The organism is Streptomyces sp. NBC_00038 (genome assembly GCF_026343635.1).
In the GTDB taxonomy this organism is placed as follows: domain Bacteria; phylum Actinomycetota; class Actinomycetes; order Streptomycetales; family Streptomycetaceae; genus Streptomyces.
In genome coordinates this window covers 6,285,470-6,304,655 of sequence record NZ_JAPELQ010000001.1, presented here as the reverse complement: position 1 = coordinate 6,304,655, position 19,186 = coordinate 6,285,470, and the positions used below count along the sequence as shown (strand labels likewise).

21 protein-coding genes and 1 tRNA gene are annotated in these 19,186 nt (G+C 69.1%); 13 read left to right on the top strand and 9 right to left on the bottom strand.

The window, feature by feature from the left end; translation table 11 throughout:
• Window positions 1-14 precede the first annotated feature (14 nt).
• The 6 genes from OG219_RS28610 (at window position 15) to OG219_RS28585 (ending at window position 4,930) form a co-directional block, all read left to right on the top strand.
• Window positions 15-284: a DUF6284 family protein gene (locus OG219_RS28610; protein ID WP_266831206.1), complete on the top strand. Its 270-nt coding sequence runs from the start codon at window positions 15-17 to the stop codon at window positions 282-284.
• Complete coding sequence (locus OG219_RS28605) at window positions 281-1,138, top strand: protein spdB (protein WP_266831204.1); 858 nt, start codon at window positions 281-283, stop codon at window positions 1,136-1,138. Before OG219_RS28610 ends, OG219_RS28605 begins: the two co-directional genes overlap by 4 nt.
• Complete coding sequence (locus OG219_RS28600) at window positions 1,138-1,527, top strand: RRQRL motif-containing zinc-binding protein (RefSeq protein ID WP_266831202.1); 390 nt, start codon at window positions 1,138-1,140, stop codon at window positions 1,525-1,527. The genes OG219_RS28605 and OG219_RS28600 overlap by 1 nt, the downstream gene beginning before the upstream one ends.
• Window positions 1,528-1,552: 25 nt before the next feature.
• Complete coding sequence (locus tag OG219_RS28595) at window positions 1,553-2,107, top strand: hypothetical protein (RefSeq protein ID WP_266831200.1); 555 nt, start codon at window positions 1,553-1,555, stop codon at window positions 2,105-2,107.
• Between the two features lie 42 nt (window positions 2,108-2,149).
• A complete protein-coding gene (locus OG219_RS28590) occupies window positions 2,150-4,267 on the top strand; it encodes an FtsK/SpoIIIE domain-containing protein (protein ID WP_266831198.1) in 2,118 nt (705 codons plus the stop codon).
• A gap of 204 nt (window positions 4,268-4,471) precedes the next feature.
• A complete protein-coding gene (locus OG219_RS28585; RefSeq protein WP_266831196.1) occupies window positions 4,472-4,930 on the top strand; it encodes a hypothetical protein in 459 nt (152 codons plus the stop codon).
• A gap of 7 nt (window positions 4,931-4,937) precedes the next feature.
• Here OG219_RS28585 and OG219_RS28580 read toward each other — a convergent pair whose 3' ends face one another.
• Window positions 4,938-5,237, bottom strand: coding sequence for a hypothetical protein (locus OG219_RS28580; protein WP_266831194.1), 300 nt, complete (start codon window positions 5,235-5,237; stop codon window positions 4,938-4,940).
• Window positions 5,238-5,343: 106 nt separating this feature from the next.
• On the opposite strand from OG219_RS28580, the gene OG219_RS28575 reads away from it, so the two are divergent.
• The 5 genes from OG219_RS28575 to OG219_RS28555 all read left to right on the top strand — a co-directional run bounded on the left by OG219_RS28575 (window position 5,344) and on the right by OG219_RS28555 (window position 9,809).
• Window positions 5,344-6,255, top strand: a complete 912-nt coding sequence (locus OG219_RS28575; protein ID WP_266831192.1) for a bifunctional DNA primase/polymerase — start codon at window positions 5,344-5,346, stop codon at window positions 6,253-6,255.
• Window positions 6,252-6,605, top strand: coding sequence for a hypothetical protein (locus OG219_RS28570; protein WP_266831190.1), 354 nt, complete (start codon window positions 6,252-6,254; stop codon window positions 6,603-6,605). Before OG219_RS28575 ends, OG219_RS28570 begins: the two co-directional genes overlap by 4 nt.
• Window positions 6,602-7,999, top strand: a complete 1,398-nt coding sequence (locus OG219_RS28565) for a phage/plasmid primase, P4 family (protein ID WP_266831188.1) — start codon at window positions 6,602-6,604, stop codon at window positions 7,997-7,999. The genes OG219_RS28570 and OG219_RS28565 overlap by 4 nt, the downstream gene beginning before the upstream one ends.
• A gap of 239 nt (window positions 8,000-8,238) precedes the next feature.
• On the top strand, window positions 8,239-8,448 hold the full coding sequence (locus OG219_RS28560) for an AlpA family transcriptional regulator (protein WP_266831186.1): 210 nt from the start codon (window positions 8,239-8,241) through the stop codon (window positions 8,446-8,448).
• Window positions 8,445-9,809, top strand: coding sequence for a tyrosine-type recombinase/integrase (locus tag OG219_RS28555; RefSeq protein WP_266831184.1), 1,365 nt, complete (start codon window positions 8,445-8,447; stop codon window positions 9,807-9,809). Before OG219_RS28560 ends, OG219_RS28555 begins: the two co-directional genes overlap by 4 nt.
• Window positions 9,810-9,963: 154 nt before the next feature.
• Here the strand turns inward: OG219_RS28555 and OG219_RS28550 are convergent.
• Window positions 9,964-10,045, bottom strand: a tRNA-Tyr gene (locus tag OG219_RS28550).
• A 200-nt stretch (window positions 10,046-10,245) separates the two neighbouring features.
• On the opposite strand from OG219_RS28550, the gene OG219_RS28545 reads away from it, so the two are divergent.
• Window positions 10,246-10,734, top strand: a complete 489-nt coding sequence (locus OG219_RS28545; RefSeq protein ID WP_266831182.1) for a YajQ family cyclic di-GMP-binding protein — start codon at window positions 10,246-10,248, stop codon at window positions 10,732-10,734.
• Between the two features lie 155 nt (window positions 10,735-10,889).
• Here the strand turns inward: OG219_RS28545 and OG219_RS28540 are convergent, their stop codons facing one another.
• The gene (locus OG219_RS28540; RefSeq protein WP_266831180.1) at window positions 10,890-11,156 is read right to left on the bottom strand and encodes a GlsB/YeaQ/YmgE family stress response membrane protein; all 267 of its coding nucleotides are present in this window, start codon (window positions 11,154-11,156) and stop codon (window positions 10,890-10,892) included.
• A 208-nt stretch (window positions 11,157-11,364) separates the two neighbouring features.
• Between OG219_RS28540 and OG219_RS28535 the strand changes: the two genes are divergently transcribed.
• Window positions 11,365-12,672 (top strand): APC family permease, encoded by a 1,308-nt coding sequence (locus tag OG219_RS28535; RefSeq protein WP_266831178.1) that lies wholly within the window; start codon window positions 11,365-11,367, stop codon window positions 12,670-12,672.
• A 166-nt stretch (window positions 12,673-12,838) separates the two neighbouring features.
• Here OG219_RS28535 and OG219_RS28530 read toward each other — a convergent pair whose 3' ends face one another.
• The 6 genes from OG219_RS28530 to OG219_RS28505 form a co-directional block, all read right to left on the bottom strand.
• A complete protein-coding gene (locus tag OG219_RS28530) occupies window positions 12,839-13,405 on the bottom strand; it encodes an SMI1/KNR4 family protein (RefSeq protein ID WP_266831176.1) in 567 nt (188 codons plus the stop codon).
• 80 nt (window positions 13,406-13,485) lie between these two features.
• Window positions 13,486-14,643 carry a barstar family protein gene (locus OG219_RS28525; protein WP_266831174.1) on the bottom strand — a complete coding sequence of 386 codons (1,158 nt, stop codon included), beginning with the start codon at window positions 14,641-14,643 and terminating at the stop codon, window positions 13,486-13,488.
• Between the two features lie 16 nt (window positions 14,644-14,659).
• Window positions 14,660-15,052 (bottom strand): YccF domain-containing protein, encoded by a 393-nt coding sequence (locus OG219_RS28520; RefSeq protein WP_266831172.1) that lies wholly within the window; start codon window positions 15,050-15,052, stop codon window positions 14,660-14,662.
• Window positions 15,049-15,912, bottom strand: a complete 864-nt coding sequence (gene htpX / locus OG219_RS28515) for a zinc metalloprotease HtpX (protein ID WP_266831170.1) — start codon at window positions 15,910-15,912, stop codon at window positions 15,049-15,051. Before htpX ends, OG219_RS28520 begins: the two co-directional genes overlap by 4 nt.
• 182 nt (window positions 15,913-16,094) lie before the next feature.
• Complete coding sequence (locus OG219_RS28510; protein WP_266831168.1) at window positions 16,095-17,609, bottom strand: NADH-quinone oxidoreductase subunit N; 1,515 nt, start codon at window positions 17,607-17,609, stop codon at window positions 16,095-16,097.
• Window positions 17,606-19,183 (bottom strand): NADH-quinone oxidoreductase subunit M, encoded by a 1,578-nt coding sequence (locus OG219_RS28505; RefSeq protein WP_266831166.1) that lies wholly within the window; start codon window positions 19,181-19,183, stop codon window positions 17,606-17,608. Before OG219_RS28505 ends, OG219_RS28510 begins: the two co-directional genes overlap by 4 nt.
• Between the last annotated feature and the right edge of the window lie 3 nt (window positions 19,184-19,186).

The window sequence follows — 19,186 nt, the reverse complement described above, 5'->3', positions numbered from 1 at the left end:
GGAGAACACGACCCATGAACCCCATCGTCACTGTTCAGGATGCTGTTACCGCGTTCGCCGACTTCATGGAGCCGACGACCGCGGAGCTGGACGCGATTGAGTGTGAACTGCCCGTGATCCTGGCGGACGTCGATCTAATCGACGCGCAGATCATCGCTCTCAACCACGCACCGAACGAGGTGGACACCCGGCGTCTGCGCCGGGCGTTCGGGCGGGTGCTGGAGGAGCGGCGGGCGCTGGCCAACCGCACCGCCGGCACGAACGCGGCGGGCGGTGCCGCATGAACGCCAAGACCGTTCTGCCCGCCGTCGCGATGACAGCGGTGTCCATGGTCCTCACCCTGGCTGTGGTCGTGATGTGGCTGGGCACGGCGATGCCGTGGCCCGTCGCCCTGGTCGTCGGTCTCGGCATCGACGGCGGATGGCTGGCCACCCTCGCCTACGAACGTCGCCTCGCAGCCCAGGGCGACCACAACCGCGCCGTCACCGGCGTCGGCTGGTCCTTCGGCCTCATCGCCACCGGCGTCCTGGTGACCCACGCACTCACCGCAGAGCAGTCGACCGGTGCGTGGCTGGCCGTGGCCTGGCTGCCCATCGCGGCCAAGGCCCTGTGGCTGGTGCACGGTCTGTGGGAGCGGACCGCACTCACCCCCAACGCGCTCGGAGCGATCCGCGGAATCCAGCAAGAGGCCCGCGACGAAGCGGCCGTTGCCCGCGCCCGCCTGCGGGCCAAAGCGGTCACCGAGGAGACCCGGCTGACGGCCGTGACGCAGGCCGGCGCCCGCGTCGCACGCGTCCAGGCCAAGACCGCACAGACCCTCTCCCGGGCCTGGTCGACGCTGGAGACGGCACGGGAGGGCAAGGACACCGGCAGGGCACTGACCAGCGTGACGCACCGTGTCACACCCGACGTCACACCCCGCTGGGAACTGCCCGTCTGGGGACCTGCCGAACCGGTCGCGTTCGCCCTGGAGTCGGCGCCCGCACTCACCGACGCAGCACTTGACGCGCTGGTCGACGAGATCCGCCACAGCGAGAACCCCGCGCTGTCCTACCGCGAGATGGCCATCCGCTTCCGCGCGGCCGGCCACTCCGCATCCGAAGTCCGGCTCAGGGCCGCGTGGAAGCGCGTCGCCTGATGTCCGCCGCGTTCGGCAAGTGCTTCGACCCCACCGGTGCCCTCCACGGGATCCCCACCTACCCCTGGAAGTACGCCCCCGACGACGACCAGTTCGCCACCCGCCGGCAACTGCGGGCCCGTGGCCTGCGTCCGGGCGGACAGCCCATAGCGGCGCAACTCATGCGCATCAACCGGCGCGCGGGCGGGGTGCGGGTCGCCTACCTCTACCGCATCGACCTCGCGAAGCCCGTGCGGCCGATGACCTCGCGGAAGTGGGGCGCCCTCGCACTGGCGATGCTCGCCCGCCGCACCTGCCCCAAGTGCCAACTCACCTACAGCTACTGCATGCCCCGCTCACTCGGCATGTGCGTCCTGTGCGCCTACCCCGACACCGAATCCGCCGCTTGAGCTGCGGCAACGAGACGGAGACGCTGTGAAGACGAGTGTCACCACGCACAAGCTGCCCGGCTACGGCGCCACCCTGCGCACCGCGAAGCGACTGACCGAACAGGCCGTGCGCCTGGTCAACCGATCGGTGTCCGGCAGCATGCCGGACGTTGAAGTCACCTTGACCACCGAACGCGGCCTGGCCGACCTGATGGCCGCCGCCGACCTCGCACTCGCCGGCAGCACCGACCGCCGCACCGTGCAGCGCGCCCAGCGCAGGGCCAAGGACGCCGCACGCGACGTCCAGGCAGTCTCCATCCCCCGCCCGGACGGCACCGCACTGATCCTCATCAACGCCGACCGCCACGGCACACCCGCCGCATTCGCGGTCACGGTCGTCCACGAACTCGTGCACGCCGTGCAGTTCGGCCGCAAGGACGTCATCGAGCGCATCGTGCGCGACACCCGCGACGGCCTCGGCATCGAGCGCCAATCCCGCCGCCAGGCCTGCGAACACGCACACCGGCTGGATGAGGAAGAGCGCGAGGCCTACAGCCGCGAGTACCTCGCCAACCACCTCGTTCCCGGCGCCACCGCCTAACCGGCGCCCTTCCCACCCCGAAGACTTCAGGAGACAACCAGCATGAGCAACAACGTCGTTCACCTCCACAAAGACCCCGAAACCCCCGCCGCGGACGCGTCCGTGACCACCCTGACCGTGGTGCCCGACGCGCCCACCGCACCGTTGGTGCCGCTGTGGGTGCGCTCCGGGCGCGCGATCCGCACGGCGGTCACGCACGAGAACACCAAGGACGCCGGCCGCGCGGTCGCCCGCCACGGCCTCTACGTGTGGGGCGGGGGCCGGATCGTGGCCCGCCGCACCTGGGACGGCCGCACCGGCGCCCGCTACGAACGCTTCCTCCGCGCCGCCGAAGCCGCGGGCAACATGGAACTGGCCGGCGAGTGGGAGGAGCGCTTGCAGCACTTCCGCGAGGCACGCCACCGCCGCCGCATGGACCTACTCACCTCCCCGATCGACATCGCCAAAGGCGCCCTGGTCGGCACCGGATTGGGCATCGGCACCCTGATTGCCCTCGGGGTGGTGCTGGCGATCGCCAACAAGGACATCACCGACGTCGTCACCCCCATCAGCGCGGTGATCGACTTCATCCGCCTGCTCATCACCATCGTGCAGGTGGTGTGGGGACCCGCCCTCAGGATCGGTCCGTTGCTCGCGCTGCTCGCCCTGTGGGCGGTCGGCAAGCATCAGCTGGCCGCACCGGCATGGGCGCTCCCGGCGAACGTCCGCAACGGCGAGGGCGAGCCGATTACCCCGTCGATCGTGGTCAAGGCCCTGCGTGACCTGGGCATTCCGGCGATGCGCAACGCCATCAAGGAAATGGGCGACGCCGGCGCGTCAATGCTCGGTCCGATCCGGATCGCCGGATGCGGCGTCGAAGTCGACGTCACCCTGCCCTCGGGGGTGTCGACGAACGAGGTTCAGCAGCGCCGCCGCAAGCTCGCGGAAAACCTCACCCGACACGAGCACGAAGTCTTCATCACCATCCCGACCGCCGCCCGCACGGTCCGCCTGTGGGTGGCCGATTCCGGGGCGCTCGATGAGCCGATCGGGCCGTCTCCGCTGGCCACGGATGACACGCTGACCGCCGACTACGCCAAGGGCCGCGCGCCGTGGGGGCAGGACCTGCGCGGGGATGCCGCCGCCATCAGCCTGTACCAGCGCCACCTGCTCATCACCGGACTGTCCAACCAGGGCAAGACCGTCGCCCTGCGCTCCCTCGCCCTGTGGGTCGCACTCGACAAGTCGGTGCAGTTCCTGATGGGCGACCTGAAGGGTGTCGGTGACTGGGCCATGTTCGACGGCCTCGCCACCACCCTGATCCAGGGGCCGACGGACGAACACGTCATGCAGGTCACGGAGATGGTCGAGGGTGCGGTGGAGGAGATGAACCGCCGTCTCCAGGCGTCGCCCGGCACCGTGTTCCCGGCTCTGATCGTGGTCGTCGACGAGGCGCAGGTCGCGTTCATGTGCCCGGCCAAGGACGACGCCAAGAACCCCTACGGCGGGTCCAAGGCCAACTCCCGCTACTTCATGGCCGTCCGAAAGATCCACAACCAGGGCCGTGCCGTCAACGTCCTGATGTGGCAGGGCACCCAGGACCCGACCGACCAGAACCTTCCCAAGCTGGTCCGCGAGGGCGCCCACACCCGCGCATCCCTCGCCCTGGGCACCGAATCACAAGCCCGCATGGCCCTCGGGGACAAGGCCGTCGATGGTGGCGCCGCCCCCAACATGCTCCGCCCCGGCCTGGACAGGGGGACCCTGGTCGTCGCCTCCGACGGCATCGCCATCCCCGCCGGACAGGCCTCCATCACCGTCCGCACCCACTACATCGACGACGACCAAGCCAAGGCCATCACCGACCGCGCCAAGGCGATGCGCGACGGCGTCACCACCCTGCACACCATCGACCGCGGCGAGGACCGCGACCCGCTCACCGATATCCACGCCGTCCTCGGCGACGTGCCCCGCGTCCTCACCGCCGACGTCCTGAAGCGGCTGTCCGTGCTCAACGCGGACGCCTACGGCGTCTGGACGCCCGGCGACCTCAAGCGCGTGCTGGAAGACGCCGGCGCGGAGCCCTACAAGTCCGACGGCCGCATGGTCGTCGGCACCGACCGCGTCCGCCGCGCCCTCGCCAACCGCGACGGCGAGGGTTCCGCTTCCGCCACCGGATGACAGGGAGCCAACCCCCGACGGGTTAGGGAGGCAGGGAGAACTCCCTAACCGCCTCCCTGACCCGCCTCCCTCTCCCTGACCTGCACAAATGATCCGTCAGGGAGGCAGGGAAGCACGCAGGTCAGCACCCCCGAAATCCCCTCCAGGAGCCTCCCGGAAGGGGGTGCCTCCGCCTCCCTGACCCACTGCCGGAAGGGATTCCGCATGCACCCCGAGAGCCCCGGACACGCGCCCGTCGAACAGGCCGTGACCGTCCACCGACCGATGCCCATCACGCCCGTTCAAGCGGCGCCGCTCGTGCCCGTCCAGCCGGGCAGCATCCCGGCGGTGGCGAGCATCGTGCTGCCCGACGGACGGGTCGTCACCGGCTACGCCATCGAACCCGCCAAACCCGAACCCGTCACCGCTAAGCCCGTCGTCTCGCGCACGGCGGTGAACATCGCCCTCGGCGGCATCGGGTTCGGCGCCGTGTGCGGCGGCCTGTTCCTGCTCACCTCGTTCATCGCCGCGCTCGCCGCGTTCGTCCACCAGCTCATCATCCTCGCCGCCGTCATCTTCGGCGGATGGATCGCCGTGCAGATCTTCTCCGCGAGCGGCTCCAAGGGCGGGAGCACGGTCAACATCCGCAAAGCCGTCTTCAAGCGCAACCACTTCCACGGCTGACCAACAGCTACCGGGGACCCAGTTCCTCATCCAGCACGTGCGGCCAGTCCCCGTGAGCCAGCTCCCCGGACATGAGCAGATCGCGCCAGTCCGTCCGTGCGAGACGGATCGCCGAACGAAACCGTTCGACGTCTCCCGCAGCGATCACCACAGCCGCAGCCAAGAGCCGCTCCATGTCCTGCCGCGAGTCTTCGAGTTCGACCGCCAGCACACGCAGGGCACCGACAACTCCCCGCGCAACGGCGGCATCCGGAAAGTCACGCCGGACCCTCGCGTGCAGACGAGCACTGATCACATCCTCGGCCACGCCATCCCCCTGCTCATCCAGCAGCAGACAGGGCGGCCCGCTTCTCGCCAAAGTCCCGGGCCGCCCTGATCTCCAGTCCTCAACAGACCTGTTGGAGGTCTCCAGCATGACCCAACCGACCGACACCAGGCGAGCGTCCCTCTTGGACGCAGCCTTGCGGGCCGCCGAGCGTGACTGGCCCATCCTGCCCCTGCTGCCCGGCGGGAAGCGGCCCGCCGGACACGCGGAGGAGCACTGCCCCCACACGGGGCGGTGCGCCACGGGGCACCGCACGCCCGAGCAACGCGCCACCACCGACATTCAGTTGATTCGCACCGCCTGGTCTCAGCGTCCCTACAACGTGGCCATCGCCACCGGCCCCGCCGGACTGCTCGTGGTGGACCTGGACACGCTCAAGCTGAAGGACGCCAAAGGGACGCCTGACGGCGTCACTGCGTTCTTGGCGCTCTGCGAGCGCGCCGGACAGGCCGTCCCCACCACCTACCGCGTGCGGACTCCCAGCGGTGGCGCCCACCTTTACTTCACCGCCCCGCCCGGAACCCGGCTCAAGTCCAGCGCCGGACGGCTCTCGAAGAAGATCGACACTCGCGGGTGGGGCGGGTACGTCGTCGCCCCCGGCAGCACCACACGCCAGGGCGCCTACGAAGTCACCGACCCCGCCCCGGTTGCCGAGCTCCCCGCGTGGCTCACCGTCCGACTCCAGCCGCCCGCACCCACGACCGCGCCGGTCATCGTCTTCCCGCGGGACGCCTCGCGGTGTGCGCAGGTGGCGTTGGAACGCGAATGCGCTGTGGTCACTGCCGCGAAGACGGAGGGACAGCGCAACGACACGCTGTACCGATCCGCCTGCAAGGTGGGGCGGTTCGTCGCGTGGGGCGACATCGCCCGTCACGAGGTGGAGGCGGCATTCCAGGGGGCGGGAGAGTCGACCGGACTGCCGCCCGCCGAGTGCCGCACCACGATCCGCAGCGCGCTGGACTGGTCCGCCCGTACCGCCCGGCCCCGGGAGGCGGTATGAACCCGCTCCGCTCCCCCCGCCTGGAATGCCTCACCAACACCCCCACAGGACCGCAGGACGCCGAACAGACGTCACCCCACACGGCGTTGGGCGACCCGAAGGGCGTCGCCGAAGGCGTCCCCACTGCTGTTCGCCCTGACCCGCAGCAAGGCGACGGGCGTTACCCCGTCGCATGGCTGCACATCACCGTCCCGCACGGTGCCACCCCCACCGCCGCCTCGCGATGCGAGTGCGGATGGAGCCACAGAGCCTTTGGCCGTGCCCGTGTCCTGGCCCTGATCGACAACCACACCGACCACCGCGAGCACTGCCCGCTCCGCACCGCCCGGGAAGGGAGGGACGCCGCATGATCAGCCGCTCCGCCACCGCGACCGAGGAACTGCCCCCGCCGACCAACCCCCTGGCTGTCGCCCGCCGGCTGCTGCCGGACTGGCAGACCGAGGACGGACGGCTCCTGTACCGGCGCTGGCGAGCGTCCTGGATGCGCTGGACTGGCTCGTGCTGGCGTGAGGCGGAGGAAGCGCAGATCCGCAAAGCGATGTACACCCGCCTCGAACACGCCGTCTACCGGGCGCCGGGCAAGGACGGGCAGACCGAGGAACGCGACTGGGCACCCACCAAGCAGAAGATCGGCAACCTGCTCGACGCCCTCGGATCGATCACTCTTCTGCCCACCGACACCGACGCCCCCGCCTGGGTCGACGACCAGGGCGATACCGGACGAGACGAAGGCCCCATCGTGGCATGCGAGAACGGGCTACTGCGGATCCAGGACCGTGCGCTGCTGCCGCACGGACCGGAGTTCTTCAACATCGTCGCCGTACCGTTCGCCTACGACCCCGACGCAAGCGCACCCACGTGGCACGGGTTCCTCGCGCAGGTCTGGCCCGACGACCCGGACGCCGTCGACGCGCTTCAGGAGTGGTTCGGTTACGTGCTGTCCGGCCGCACTGACCAGCAAAAGATCCTGCTCATCGTCGGGCCCTCCCGCTCCGGAAAGGGAACGATCGCACGGGTGATGAAAGCGCTGGTCGGCAAGGAAAATCTGGCTGGCCCGACGCTGGCCGGTCTGGGGACGAACTTCGGTCTGTCCACGCTGATCGGCAAGTCCCTGGCGATCATCTCGGACGCCCGGCTGTCCGGCAACGACAACAGTCAGGTTGTGGAGCGGCTGTTGACGATCTCCGGTGACGACACGATCGACATCGACCGCAAGTATCGCGAACCCTGGACGGGTCGGGTGCCCTCACGGCTGATGATCCTGTCCAACGAACTGCCGCACTTCGGCGACTCATCCGGCGTCATCGCCAACCGGTTCGTCCTGCTCAGCACGCGGCTGTCATGGCTCGGCAAGGAAGATCCCACCCTCACCGACCGCCTCACGGCAGAGATGCCCGGCATCCTCAACTGGGCCCTGGACGGACTCGCTCGCCTCCAGCGCAACGGACGGATCACCGAACCGCCCTCCAGCCGCGAGGCAATCACCACCATCCGCGACACCGCCTCGCCCACCAGTGCCTTCATCCGCGAACGCTGCACTACCGGGCCCGCATGCACCGTGCCCGTGGACGATCTGTGGAACGTCTGGCGCGACTGGACCGAAGACAACGGCGTTCGCGCCGGCACCAAGCAGGTATTCGGCCGCAACCTGCTCTCCGTCGTCCCTCAGCTCAACCGCTCCAAACCCCGGGCCCCTTCGGGTGAGCGGATCGCCACCTACAACGGGATCGCCCTCAGCAGTTGAGTCCACAATCCGCTGGGGCGCGGCCCATCGCGGCCCACACCACCTGACCTGCGGATTTGCCCAGACCTTATCGCGGCCCATCGCGGCCCACGCTCCGAACAGCTGGGCCGCGATGGGCCGCACGGAAGCGCTGCAAAACCGCAGGTCACAGCCTTGGGCCGCGATGGGCCGCGGCCCACAGCATTGTGGCGCCAACCACACCCCGGACCGTCCTCTCCTCACTTCAAGGAGATCTCCGCATGAGTACCCCGACCCGCCGGCGCCGGACGCCGAAGGACGAACTGCTGCCGCTGAGTGACGCCCTGGTCGAGATCGGCATCAGCCGGGCCACCTGGTATCGCTGGCGCAACCGTGGCTTCGGGCCTGAGGCCCGGCGCACGCCTTCCGGTCGTATCTGCGTGCGCCGCAGTGTCCTGGACGCCTTCAAAGATGAATTGGAAGCCGCGTGACCGAGTGGAGCTACACCGTCAAAATCTGGGCGATCCGGAAACGCGACTATCGGAAGCCCTACCAACTCCGCTGGAAGGTAGGCGTACGCCCGCACTCCGAGTCGTTTCTCACCCTGGGCCTGGCGGAGAGCCGCCGGGCCCAACTCATCACTGCGGCTCGCGAGGGCGAACCGTTCGCCGTCGACAGCGGGTTGCCGAAGTCTCTGGTCGCTAAGGACCGTGACATCTCCTGGTACGAGCACGCGCGCAACTACATCGAGATGAAGTGGGACGACTCCCCTGCGTCGACTCGGCGCACGCTCGCTGAGGCGATGGCGACCGTGACCCCGACGTTCGTCAAGGACACCAAGGGCATGCCTGACGCCAGAGTCGTCCGCACCTCGCTGTACGGCTGGGCCTTCAACAAGAACCGATGGGACGAGGAAGCCCCCGCCGACGTTGCCAAGGTCCTGGAGTGGTTCAAGCGCAAGTCGCTGCCCACGTCGGCGCTCTCGGACCTCGTTCTCGTGCGGACTAGTCTCCGGGCCCTCTCCAAGAAACTGGACGGGAAGACCGCAGCGCCAGGGACGATCAGCCGGAAACGCGCGATCCTCTACAACTCCCTTGAGTTCGCGGTGGAGGCCGAACTCATCACCGACAACCCGCTTACTCGCATCAAATGGAAGGCCCCCGAGCAGGTAGTGGAGGAGGTGGACCCTGCGTGCGTACCCAATCCCGAACAGGCGGCCAAGCTACTGGCCGCCGTACGTGACCAGAGCCCCCGTGGACGCCGTCTCGCGGCATTCTTCGGCTGCATGTACTTCGCGGCTGCGCGGCCGGCCGAAGTCATCGGACTGAGACACCGCGACTGTGACCTTCCACGACGTGGGTGGGGGCTGCTGAAGCTCAGAGAGACCCGCCCCCGCTCCGGATCGGCCTGGACGGACAGCGGCGAGTCACACGACCGAAGGGGCCTCAAGCATCGCCCGCGGAAGGCGGTCAGGCATGTCCCGATCCCGCCCGAGTTGGTTGCCCTACTGCGATGGCACGTCACCGCGTATGGCACAGCCCCCGACGGACGGCTCTTCCAGACGTCACGCGGTGGGCTGATCCAGGACACTGGATACGGCGAGGTCTGGGCTGAGGCCCGCACACGCGCGCTCACCAGTCCCGAGTTCGAATCGACGCTGGCCAAGCGCCCCTATGACCTCCGTCACGCCGCGGTGTCCACGTGGCTCAGTTCCGGTGTTGAACCACAGCTCGTGGCGGAGCGGGCCGGCCACAGCGTGGGCGTGCTCTTCCGGGTGTACGCAAAGTTCCTCAAGGACGGCGACGACGCCGCCAATGCCAAGATCTCGGCCCGGCTGGGACTCGGTGGCTGACGCGGCCGGGATCCCGTCCACACCCCGTCCACGCATCCCGAGACACGGCGTTCGAACACGAGACAGCGTGAGACAGTGCGCTGATCGCCAGCGGGCATGACAAAGGCCCCGTGACCTGCGTAGAGGGCAGGTCACGGGGCCTTTATTTCCCACGTGGCGGCGCGTGGATTCGAACCACGGAAGGCGAAGCCGGCAGATTTACAGTCTGCTCCCTTTGGCCGCTCGGGCACACCGCCAGGGTTTGCTGCCGTGAGGACCGTTTTGGCGGTGCTCTGTGGCAACGACGTAAACGATACCTGATGACCGGGGGTGCTTCGCCACCCGATTGATCTGCGCTCGGAGGGTGGGGGGTGGCTAGGCTTATGCGGATGCGGCCGGGGACCATGCCGGGCTCGACGGCCGCCCCTACGCACCCCGATACAAGGAGCCACAGGACATGGCCGACTCCAGTTTCGACATCGTCTCGAAGGTCGAGCGGCAAGAGGTCGACAACGCCCTCAACCAGGCCGCCAAGGAGATCTCGCAGCGCTACGACTTCAAGAACGTGGGCGCCTCCATCTCCTGGTCCGGCGAGAAGATCGTCATGGAGGCGAACACCGAGGAGCGTGTCAAAGCCATCCTCGACGTGTTCGAGACCAAGCTGGTCAAGCGCGGGATCTCGCTGAAGACGCTGGATGCCGGTGAGCCGCAGCTCTCCGGCAAGGAGTACAAGATCTTCGCGTCGATCGAGGAGGGCATCTCCCAGGACAACGCGAAGAAGGTCGCGAAAATCATTCGCGACGAGGGCCCGAAGGGCGTGAAGGCTCAGGTGCAGGGCGAGGAGCTGCGCGTCAGCTCCAAGAGCCGTGACGACCTGCAGACCGTTCAGGCGCTTCTCAAGGGCAAGGACTTCGACTTCGCCCTGCAGTTCGTGAACTACCGGTAACCCATGCTGCCCGTGCTGCGCCAGCCGGCGGCAGCGGCTGCCTCGTCATCCGGCGGCAGTGGTCGGTTCGTTGCGCGTACGAGGAAGGGTGGGCACCCGGGATCCGGGGGTGTCCACCCTTCTCGCCTGCCGGCTGCGGCCTCGGGGGTACGCGCTCAGCGGCGCGAGTCGCCGAACAGGATGCGGTAGAGGACCAGCAGGACGAGCGAGCCGCCGATCGCCGCGGCCCAGGTGGCGCCGTCGTAGAACTGCTTGGTGACGGGGTGGTCCAGCCAGCGCGCGGAGATCCAGCCGCCTATGAAGGCGCCCGCGACACCGATGACGGTCGTTCCGATGAAACCGCCCGGGTCGCGGCCCGGCAGCAGGAATTTGGCGATGGCTCCGGCCAACAGCCCCAGAATGATCCAGCTGATGATGCCCATGCCCTGAACCTGCCTCTCCGCTCTGTGCCTGCGCTGTGCTCCTGCTCCGGCCAGGCTGTGCTCATGCCTTGATGCCGTGATGACTTGAAGGAGATCGAAGGCGCTTGAAGGCCTTCAAACCGCTGGTCACGCATGTGTTCGTGGGTTGTTGGTGGGGAGGACGCCTCGTTGGCGCTGCTCGGTTGCACTGATCAGTAGGGTGCGGCGCATGACACAGTCCGATGCGGCACAGCCCGGTGGGCGAGGTTCGGGCGGGCATGAGGGCGGCAGCTCGCAGGGCGGGGCGGAGCTGCGGCGGACGCTCGGAGTCGGGGACGCGGTGGTCATCGGTCTCGGGTCGATGGTCGGTGCCGGGATCTTCGCGGCGCTGGGCCCCGCAGCGCGCGCCGCCGGGTCCGGGCTGTTGCTCGGGCTCGCGGTCGCCGCCGTGGTCGCCTACTGCAACGCGATGTCCTCGGCACGGCTCGCCGCCCTGTATCCCGCCTCGGGCGGCACCTACGTATACGGGCGCGAGCGGCTCGGGGACTTCTGGGGCTACCTGGCGGGCTGGTCGTTCGTCGTCGGCAAGACGGCCTCCTGTGCGGCGATGGCGCTCACCGTGGGCGCGTACGTCTGGCCGGGGCAGGCGCACGCGGTTGCGGTCGCGGCTGTGGTGGCCCTGACCGCGGTGAACTACGGCGGCGTACAGAAGTCGGCCTGGCTGACGCGGGCGATCGTGGCAGTGGTCCTCGCGGTCCTCGCTTCCGTGGTGGTCGTGTGCCTCGGCTCGGGCGCCTCCGACGCCGGGCGGCTGGACGTCGGACTCTCCGGCGGGGCGGACGGGGTGCTTCAGGCAGCTGGGCTCCTGTTCTTCGCGTTCGCCGGGTACGCGCGGATCGCGACGCTCGGTGAGGAGGTACGGGATCCGGCGCGCACGATCCCCCGCGCGATCCCGTTGGCTCTGGGCATCGCGCTCGTGGTGTACGCGGCGGTGGCGGTGGCTGTCCTTTCCGTGTTGGGGCCGGGTGGGCTCGGGGACGCGTCGGCGCCGCTGGCCGACGCGGTGCGTGCGGCCGGTGTGCCGGGGCTCGTGCCAGTGGTGCGGGTGGGTGCGGCCGTGGCCGCGCTCGGTTCACTCCTCGCCCTGATCCTGGGCGTCTCGCGGACGACGCTGGCCATGGCCCGTGACCGTCATCTGCCGGGCGCGCTGGCCGCCGTACATCCGCGCTTCCAGGTGCCGCACCGGGCGGAGCTGGCCGTGGGCGCGGTGGTCTCCGTGCTGGCCGCGACGGTTGATGTGCGGGGTGCGATCGGCTTCTCCTCCTTCGGTGTGCTGGCGTACTACGCGGTGGCGAACGCTTCAGCCTGGACGCTGAGTTCGGCTCCCGTGTCGCGCGTTGCACCGGTCGTGGGGCTCGTCGGGTGCGTCACGTTGGCGTTCGCGCTGCCGGGGGTCTCCGTGGTGTTGGGGGCGGCTGTGCTGGCGGTGGGGGCGGCGGCGTACGGCGTACGGCGGTGGGCGGCCGCTTCGCAGTAGGAGCCGCGGGCTGCGGCGGAGGCGTCGCGGCGGGCTCGGGTGGGGTGCTCGGGTGGGGTGGCGTGTACGGCCCCGGCTGAACGAGGCGCGGTCACGTCAGCGGAGGACGGTCGCGGGAGACAGCGGCAGGATGTGGCAGCCCGTAGCTCCGCAGCTCCGCGCGCGGCTACGAAGCCTGTGGCGCCGCCGTGCGTATGCGGAATTCGGGCCAAGGGGCCATGTCCGTGTCGTCGTGGGACTCCTCGTACCAACCATTGCGGTCCAGCCACGTGCGCAGCCAGGTTGCGAGGTCGGGTGCGTCCACGTACCAGGCGTGGTCGGCCTCGTCCGCGTTCGGCTCGAAGAGCAGGACCGTGCCGCCCAGGCTCCGGCAGTCCACGCACGCGTACATTCCGCAGCCCCAGTGGGATATCGGCAGTACGCCCTCGGGCCACGGCCAGTCGGGGTCCTTGCGGCCGCTCTTTCTATTGGCGAGGTACTGCGGCACGGCGGCAGGCTCACCTGACGGAGAGCCTTCGAGCAGGGGCAACAGGCCGTATTCCGGGCCGAATCCGCCGTCCCCTATACGCAGGTAGAGCGCGGTGAGCAGCGCGGGCAGCGGGAAGCCGAGGGTGGCCTCGGCGCGGGAGACCGAAGCCGTGTCCACGGGGTCCGGGAGCGAAGGCCAGCCCCACGGGCGGGTGTTGCGGGCCTCTTCCGCCACCTTCTCCAGCAACTGCTCGATTTCGGTCATGGGTTCATGATGCAGCGCGGCACTGACAATCGGGCAGCCTGTGGATAACCCTCGGCACCGCCCGGCGCTGCCCGGCGTCATCAGGCGAGACGGACGTCGACGCGTCTCTCGGCGAGGAAGTCGAGCAGTTCTTCGAAGGTCGCCGGGCGGTAGCCGGTATGCGGGGTGACGCCGAGGCAGGTGCGGGCGACGTCCGCGTCGTGCCAGACGAGAGTGAAGGGCGCCTCGGCGCCCCAGCGCCCGCGGAGGCAGTCGTTCAGGGCGCTGAGAGCCCAGCCGAAGTATCCGCCGGGCCCGTTCACCGCTTCGCCGATCGCGCAGAAGAAGCCCCGCTCGTCGGTGATGTGGCGGCCGTCGAGGTGGTAGGTGGTGCCGGGCGGTCTGTCCGGCTCGCCATGTGCGCGGTTCGTCAGCGCGGTGCGCAGCCAGAACTCGCGGCCTTCCGCACCGCATTGAGCCCAGAGGTTGGGCTCGGAGGGGCGTCCGTCCCACCACAGGTCCCAGACCTCGGGGGCAGCGGTCGGCGGCCGTTCCGACCAGGGTTCGAGGGTGAGGTCGACCAGGCCTCGGCCGCGCGCCGACGGGATCCACGCGGTGAGTTCGCCCTCGACGGCCGGCTGCACGGTGCGGCCGTGTATGTCGAGGCGCAGCACCTTGGCGTGCCCCAGGTCCTCCTCGCCCGCGTCCAGCGCCGCGCGCAGGGCTCCGCTCGGGGAGCAGCCGAGCAGCCGCAGTGCCGGCTCCAGCGGTTCGAGTGGTTCGTGGCGGACGTGTGCCAGGTCCTTGCAGGTGCCCCAGGGGCGGTTCTCCGCGCCGAACAGCCGGTAGCCCGGGGAGAGCGGTGGGCAGTGCGGATAGTCGGACGCGTTGTCCATCGACTCCGACGCCTCCACGGTGATGTCGCGGAGGGAGAGGTCCCGAGCGCACGGGCGGTCGTCGATGACACGCGCGTCGTCCAGCTCCCACTCGACGACGAACTCGCCTGTCTTGTCCAGGACTTCCAGGGTGAGTAGACCGAGCGGCGCGGAACCCTCGGCACGCGCGCGCGTGAGGGCGGTATTCAGTTCGCCTTCCAGGGCGCATCCGAGCAGTTCGTACGTCCCCCGCGCGGGACGGGGCGGATCACCGAAGAGACCGTCGGCGTCCGCGCAGGACGCCCATGTCTCCTCGTACCCGTCCTCACCCTTGAACTCGGCTCCGGCGTCGTAGGACAGCAGGAGGTACTTCGGCGGCTCCACCCCCGGGGCCACCCCGTCAGCGCGTCGCGAACGGCTGGTCGGTGCGCACGATTTCGCGTCCCAGGGGGAGCAGCGAGACGGGGAGGAGCTTGAAGTTGGCGATGCCGAACGGGATGCCGATGATCGTGAGGCACAGGGCGACGCCGGTGACGATGTGGGCGAGGGCGAGCCACCAGCCTGCGAGGACCAGCCACAGGACGTTGCCGATGCAGGACGGTGCGCCCGCGTCGGGTTTCTCCACCGTCGTATAGCCGAAGGGCCACAGGGCGTAGACACCGATGCGGAACGCGGCGATGCCGAACGGGATGCCGATGATGGTGATGCACAGCAGCAGGCCCGCGAACACGTACCCGAGGAACAGCCAGAAGCCGCTCAGGATGAGCCAAATGACGTTCAGGATTGTCTTCACTGTTGGCGACCTGCCATCTTCTCGAGCCGGGCGATGCGCTCCGCCATGGGCGGGTGCGTGGAGAACATCTTCGACATGCCCTGTCCGGGGCGGAAGGGGTTCGCGATCATCATGTGGCTTGCGGTCTCGATGCGCGGCTCGGGGGGCAGCGGCAGCTGTTTGGTGCCCGCGTCGAGCTTGCGGAGGGCGCTGGCGAGGGCGAGGGGGTCACCGGTGAGCGCGGCGCCGGACGCGTCCGCCTCGTACTCCCTGGAGCGGCTGATGGCGAGCTGGATGAGGGACGCGGCGAGCGGGCCCAGGATCATAATCAGCAGCATGCCCAGGATGCCGGGTCCGTCATCATCGTTCGAGCGGCCGATCGGGATCAGCCAGGCGAAGTTGACCAGGAACATGATCACGGACGCGAGGGCTCCGGCGACCGACGAGATCAGGATGTCCCGGTTGTAGACGTGGCTCAGTTCGTGGCCGATGACACCGCGCAACTCACGCTCGTCGAGGATGCGCAGGATGCCTTCGGTGCAGCACACGGCCGCGTTGCGCGGGTTGCGGCCGGTCGCGAAGGCGTTCGGCGCCTCCGTCGGGGAGATGTACAGGCGCGGCATGGGCTGGCGGGCCTGTGTGGAGAGGTCTCGGACCATGCGGTACAGCGCCGGGGCCTCGAATTCGCTCACCGGGCGCGCGCGCATCGCGCGTAGAGCCAGTTTGTCGCTGTTCCAGTACGCGTACGCGTTCGTGCCGATAGCGATGAACAGCGCGATGATGAGGCCGGTACGCCCGAAGAAGCTGCCGATGACGATGATGAGTGCGGACAGTCCCCCGAGGAGTACGGCGGTCCTGAGCCCGTTGTGCCGGCGGTGCACGGTACGCCCTCCAAGTGGTGCGGCAGGGGAACCCTTTGCCTGCTGATGCTCTGCTTCCACTCTTCAGTGGACCCTCCCGTACTGGTCAACGCCAGACGAGAGGCACTAGTTCCCTTGTGCGCGCACCTGCGGGCGTGGGCCGTCCGGGTGACGGTCCACGCGCGCGTGTGCCCCAGTGGGTGTCAGAAGAGGCCTGTCGCCGAGAAGCGCAGGGCCAGCTGGGGTGCTCCGGAGAGGGCGATTCCGAGGACGGCCGTCAGGGCGATCGCCGCCGTGAGCGGGGCCGGGACGCGGTGTTTGCCGGGTTCGCCCTCGGGGGCGCGGAACAGCAGCGTCGTCCACTGGAGGTAGTAGAAGAGCGCGATCACCACGTTGACGGCCATGACGACGGCGAGCCAGCCGAGGCCGGCGTCGACGGCCGCCGAGAAGACGGTGACCTTGGCGAAGAGGCCGATGATGCCCGGCGGCAGGCCCGCGAGGCAGAGCAGGAAGAAGCCGAGGAGCAGCGCCGACAGGGGGCTTGCCGCGTACAGGCCCCGGTAGTCGCTGATGCGGTTCAGGGGGCTCGTACGGGCAACGAGGGCGGCCACCGCGAAGGCGCCGAGGTTCACGGAGGCGTACATGAGGGCGTACGCGACGGTGGAGCCGATGGCCTTCTCGGCGTCCTTGGAGTAGGCGGCGGCCGCGATCGGCACCAGGAGGTAGCCGGCCTGGCCCACGGAGGACCAGGCGAGCAGCCGTACCGCGCTGTACGCGCGCGTGGACTGCTGCCGCAGGGCACCGACGTTGCCGACGGTCATGGTCAGGGCGGCCAGTGCGGCGAGCGCCGGGCCCCAGACATCCGCGTACGACGGGAAGGCGACGACGGTGACGAGGATCAGCCCGGAGAAACCGACCGCCTTGCCGACGACGGACAAGTAGGCGGCGATCGGCAAAGGCGCCCCTACGTAGGTGTCGGGCACCCAGAAGTGGAAGGGCACGGCGGCCGTCTTGAAGGCGAAGCCGATGAGGGTGAGGGCGACGCCCGCCTGCGCGAGCGTGTGGAACTGGCCGTCGACCTGCTGGATCTTGTCCGCGATCTCGGTGAGGTAGAGGGTGCCGGTCGTGGCGTAGACGAAGCTGACGCCCATGAGGCTCACGGCGGTCGCGGTGACGGATGACAGGAAGAACTTCAGGGCCGCTTCGGAGGACTTCTTGTCGCCGCGCTTGATGCCGACCAGGGCGAAGGCGGGCAGGGAGGCGACTTCCAGGGCGACGATGAGGGTCGCGAGGTCGCGCGAGGCGGGGAGCAGGGCGGCGCCCGCGGCGGAGGAGAGCAGCAGGAACCAGTACTCCCCTTCGGGGAGTTCCTTGTTGGAGTCCTTCAGGGCTGTGACCGAGAGCAGCGCGGTGAGGAGCGCGCCGCCGAGGACCAGGAGCTGGATGACGATTGTGAAGCGGTCGGCCGTGTAGCTGCAGACGTCCGCGTCGCCGGTCAGGCAGAAGGTGGCGCGGTCGCCGTCCAGGAGGGGCAGCAGCATGAGCGCGGACGCGGCGAGTCCCGCGACCGACAGCCAGCCGAGCAGCGGCTTCTTGGAGTCGCCGAGGAAGAGGTCGGCGACGAGCACGACGAGTCCCACGACCGCGGCGATGGTGGGCGGCGCGATCGCGAGCCAGTCGACGGACTGGACCACGGACTGGACGGCCAGGGAGCTCATCGGGTGCCTCCTGCGAGGAGCTGCTGTACGGCCGGGTCGGTCAGGCCGAGGAGGGCCTTGGGCCAGAGTCCGGCGACGACGGTGAGGGCGACGAGCGGTGCCCAGGCGGCGAACTCGTAGCTCTGGACGTCGGCGAGCTTCGGGCTGTCCGGGCGTGGGGCGGCGCCCATGCAGACGCGGCGTACGACGACGAGCATGTACGCGGCGGTGAGCAGCGTGCCGAAGGCGGCGATCGCCATGAACGTCAGGAACGCGGGGCGGCTGAGGTCGTCGGCGGGCTTGAACGCGCCGAACAGCGCCAGCATCTCGCCCCAGAATCCGGCGAGGCCCGGTAGTCCGAGTGAGGCGACCGCGGCGAAGGCGAGGAGGCCGCCGAAGCGGGGGGCCTTGCCGTAGAGGGCGGCGCCGGTCTCCTCGGCGAGGGCGTCGAGGTCGGTGGTGCCCGTGCGGTCCTTGAGCGCGCCGACCAGGAAGAAGAGAAGGCCGGTGATGAGGCCGTGGGCGATGTTGGCGAAGAGTGCGCCGTTCACGCCGGTCGGGGTCATCGTCGCGATGCCGAGCAGTACGAAGCCCATGTGGCCGACGGACGAGTAGGCGATGAGCCGCTTGAGATCGCCCTTCGCGCCCTGTTTGGCGAGGGCGAGGCAAGCCAGGGATCCGTAGATGATTCCGACCACGGCGAAGGCGGCGAGGTACGGGGCGAAGGTGCGCATGCCCTCGGGTGCGATCGGCAGCAGAATGCGCACGAACCCGTACGTACCCATCTTCAGCAGGACGCCTGCCAGCAGGACCGAGCCGACGGTCGGCGCGGCGGTGTGGGCGTCCGGCAGCCAGCTGTGCAGCGGCCACATCGGTGTCTTGACCGCGAGCCCGATTCCGATCGCCAAAACGGCGATGACCTGCACGGATGTGGTCAGCGACCGGCCGTTGTCAGTGGCGAGTGCCACCATGTCGAATGTGCCGGACTTGATTCCGATGAGGAGCAGGCCCAGCAGCATGACGACGGAGCCAAGCAGTGTGTAGAGGATGAACTTCCAGGCGGCCTGGGTCCGTTGCTCACCGCCCCAGCGGGCGATGAGGAAGTACATCGGGATGAGCACCATCTCGAACGCGAGGAAGAACAGCAGGAGATCGAGGACGGCGAAGGTGGCGAGGGTGCCGGACTCGAGGACGAGGACGAGTGCGACGAATGCCTTCGGGGTCGGGCCCGCGGGCATCTTGAAGTAGCTGTACAGCGCGCAGAGGAAGGTCAGCAGCGCGGTAAGGACGAGAAGGGGGAGGGAAATGCCGTCGATGCCGAGGTGGATCCGCACGTCGAGTGCGGGGATCCAGCTGATGTCCGTCGTGGCCTGCATCCTCGACGGGTGGTCGTGGTCGAAGCCGAGTGTCAGGACGATCGCGGCGATGAGCACGGCGCCGGTGACGAACACGCCGTGCCGCAGCACCGCCTGCTCGGGCGACTTCCCCTTCAGCCCGGGCGGGGCCGGCAGAAGAGCCGCGGCGGCGCCGATGAGCGGGCCGACGACGATGAATGCCAGAAGGATCTGCATCACGGATTCGCTGATATCGATCACGCC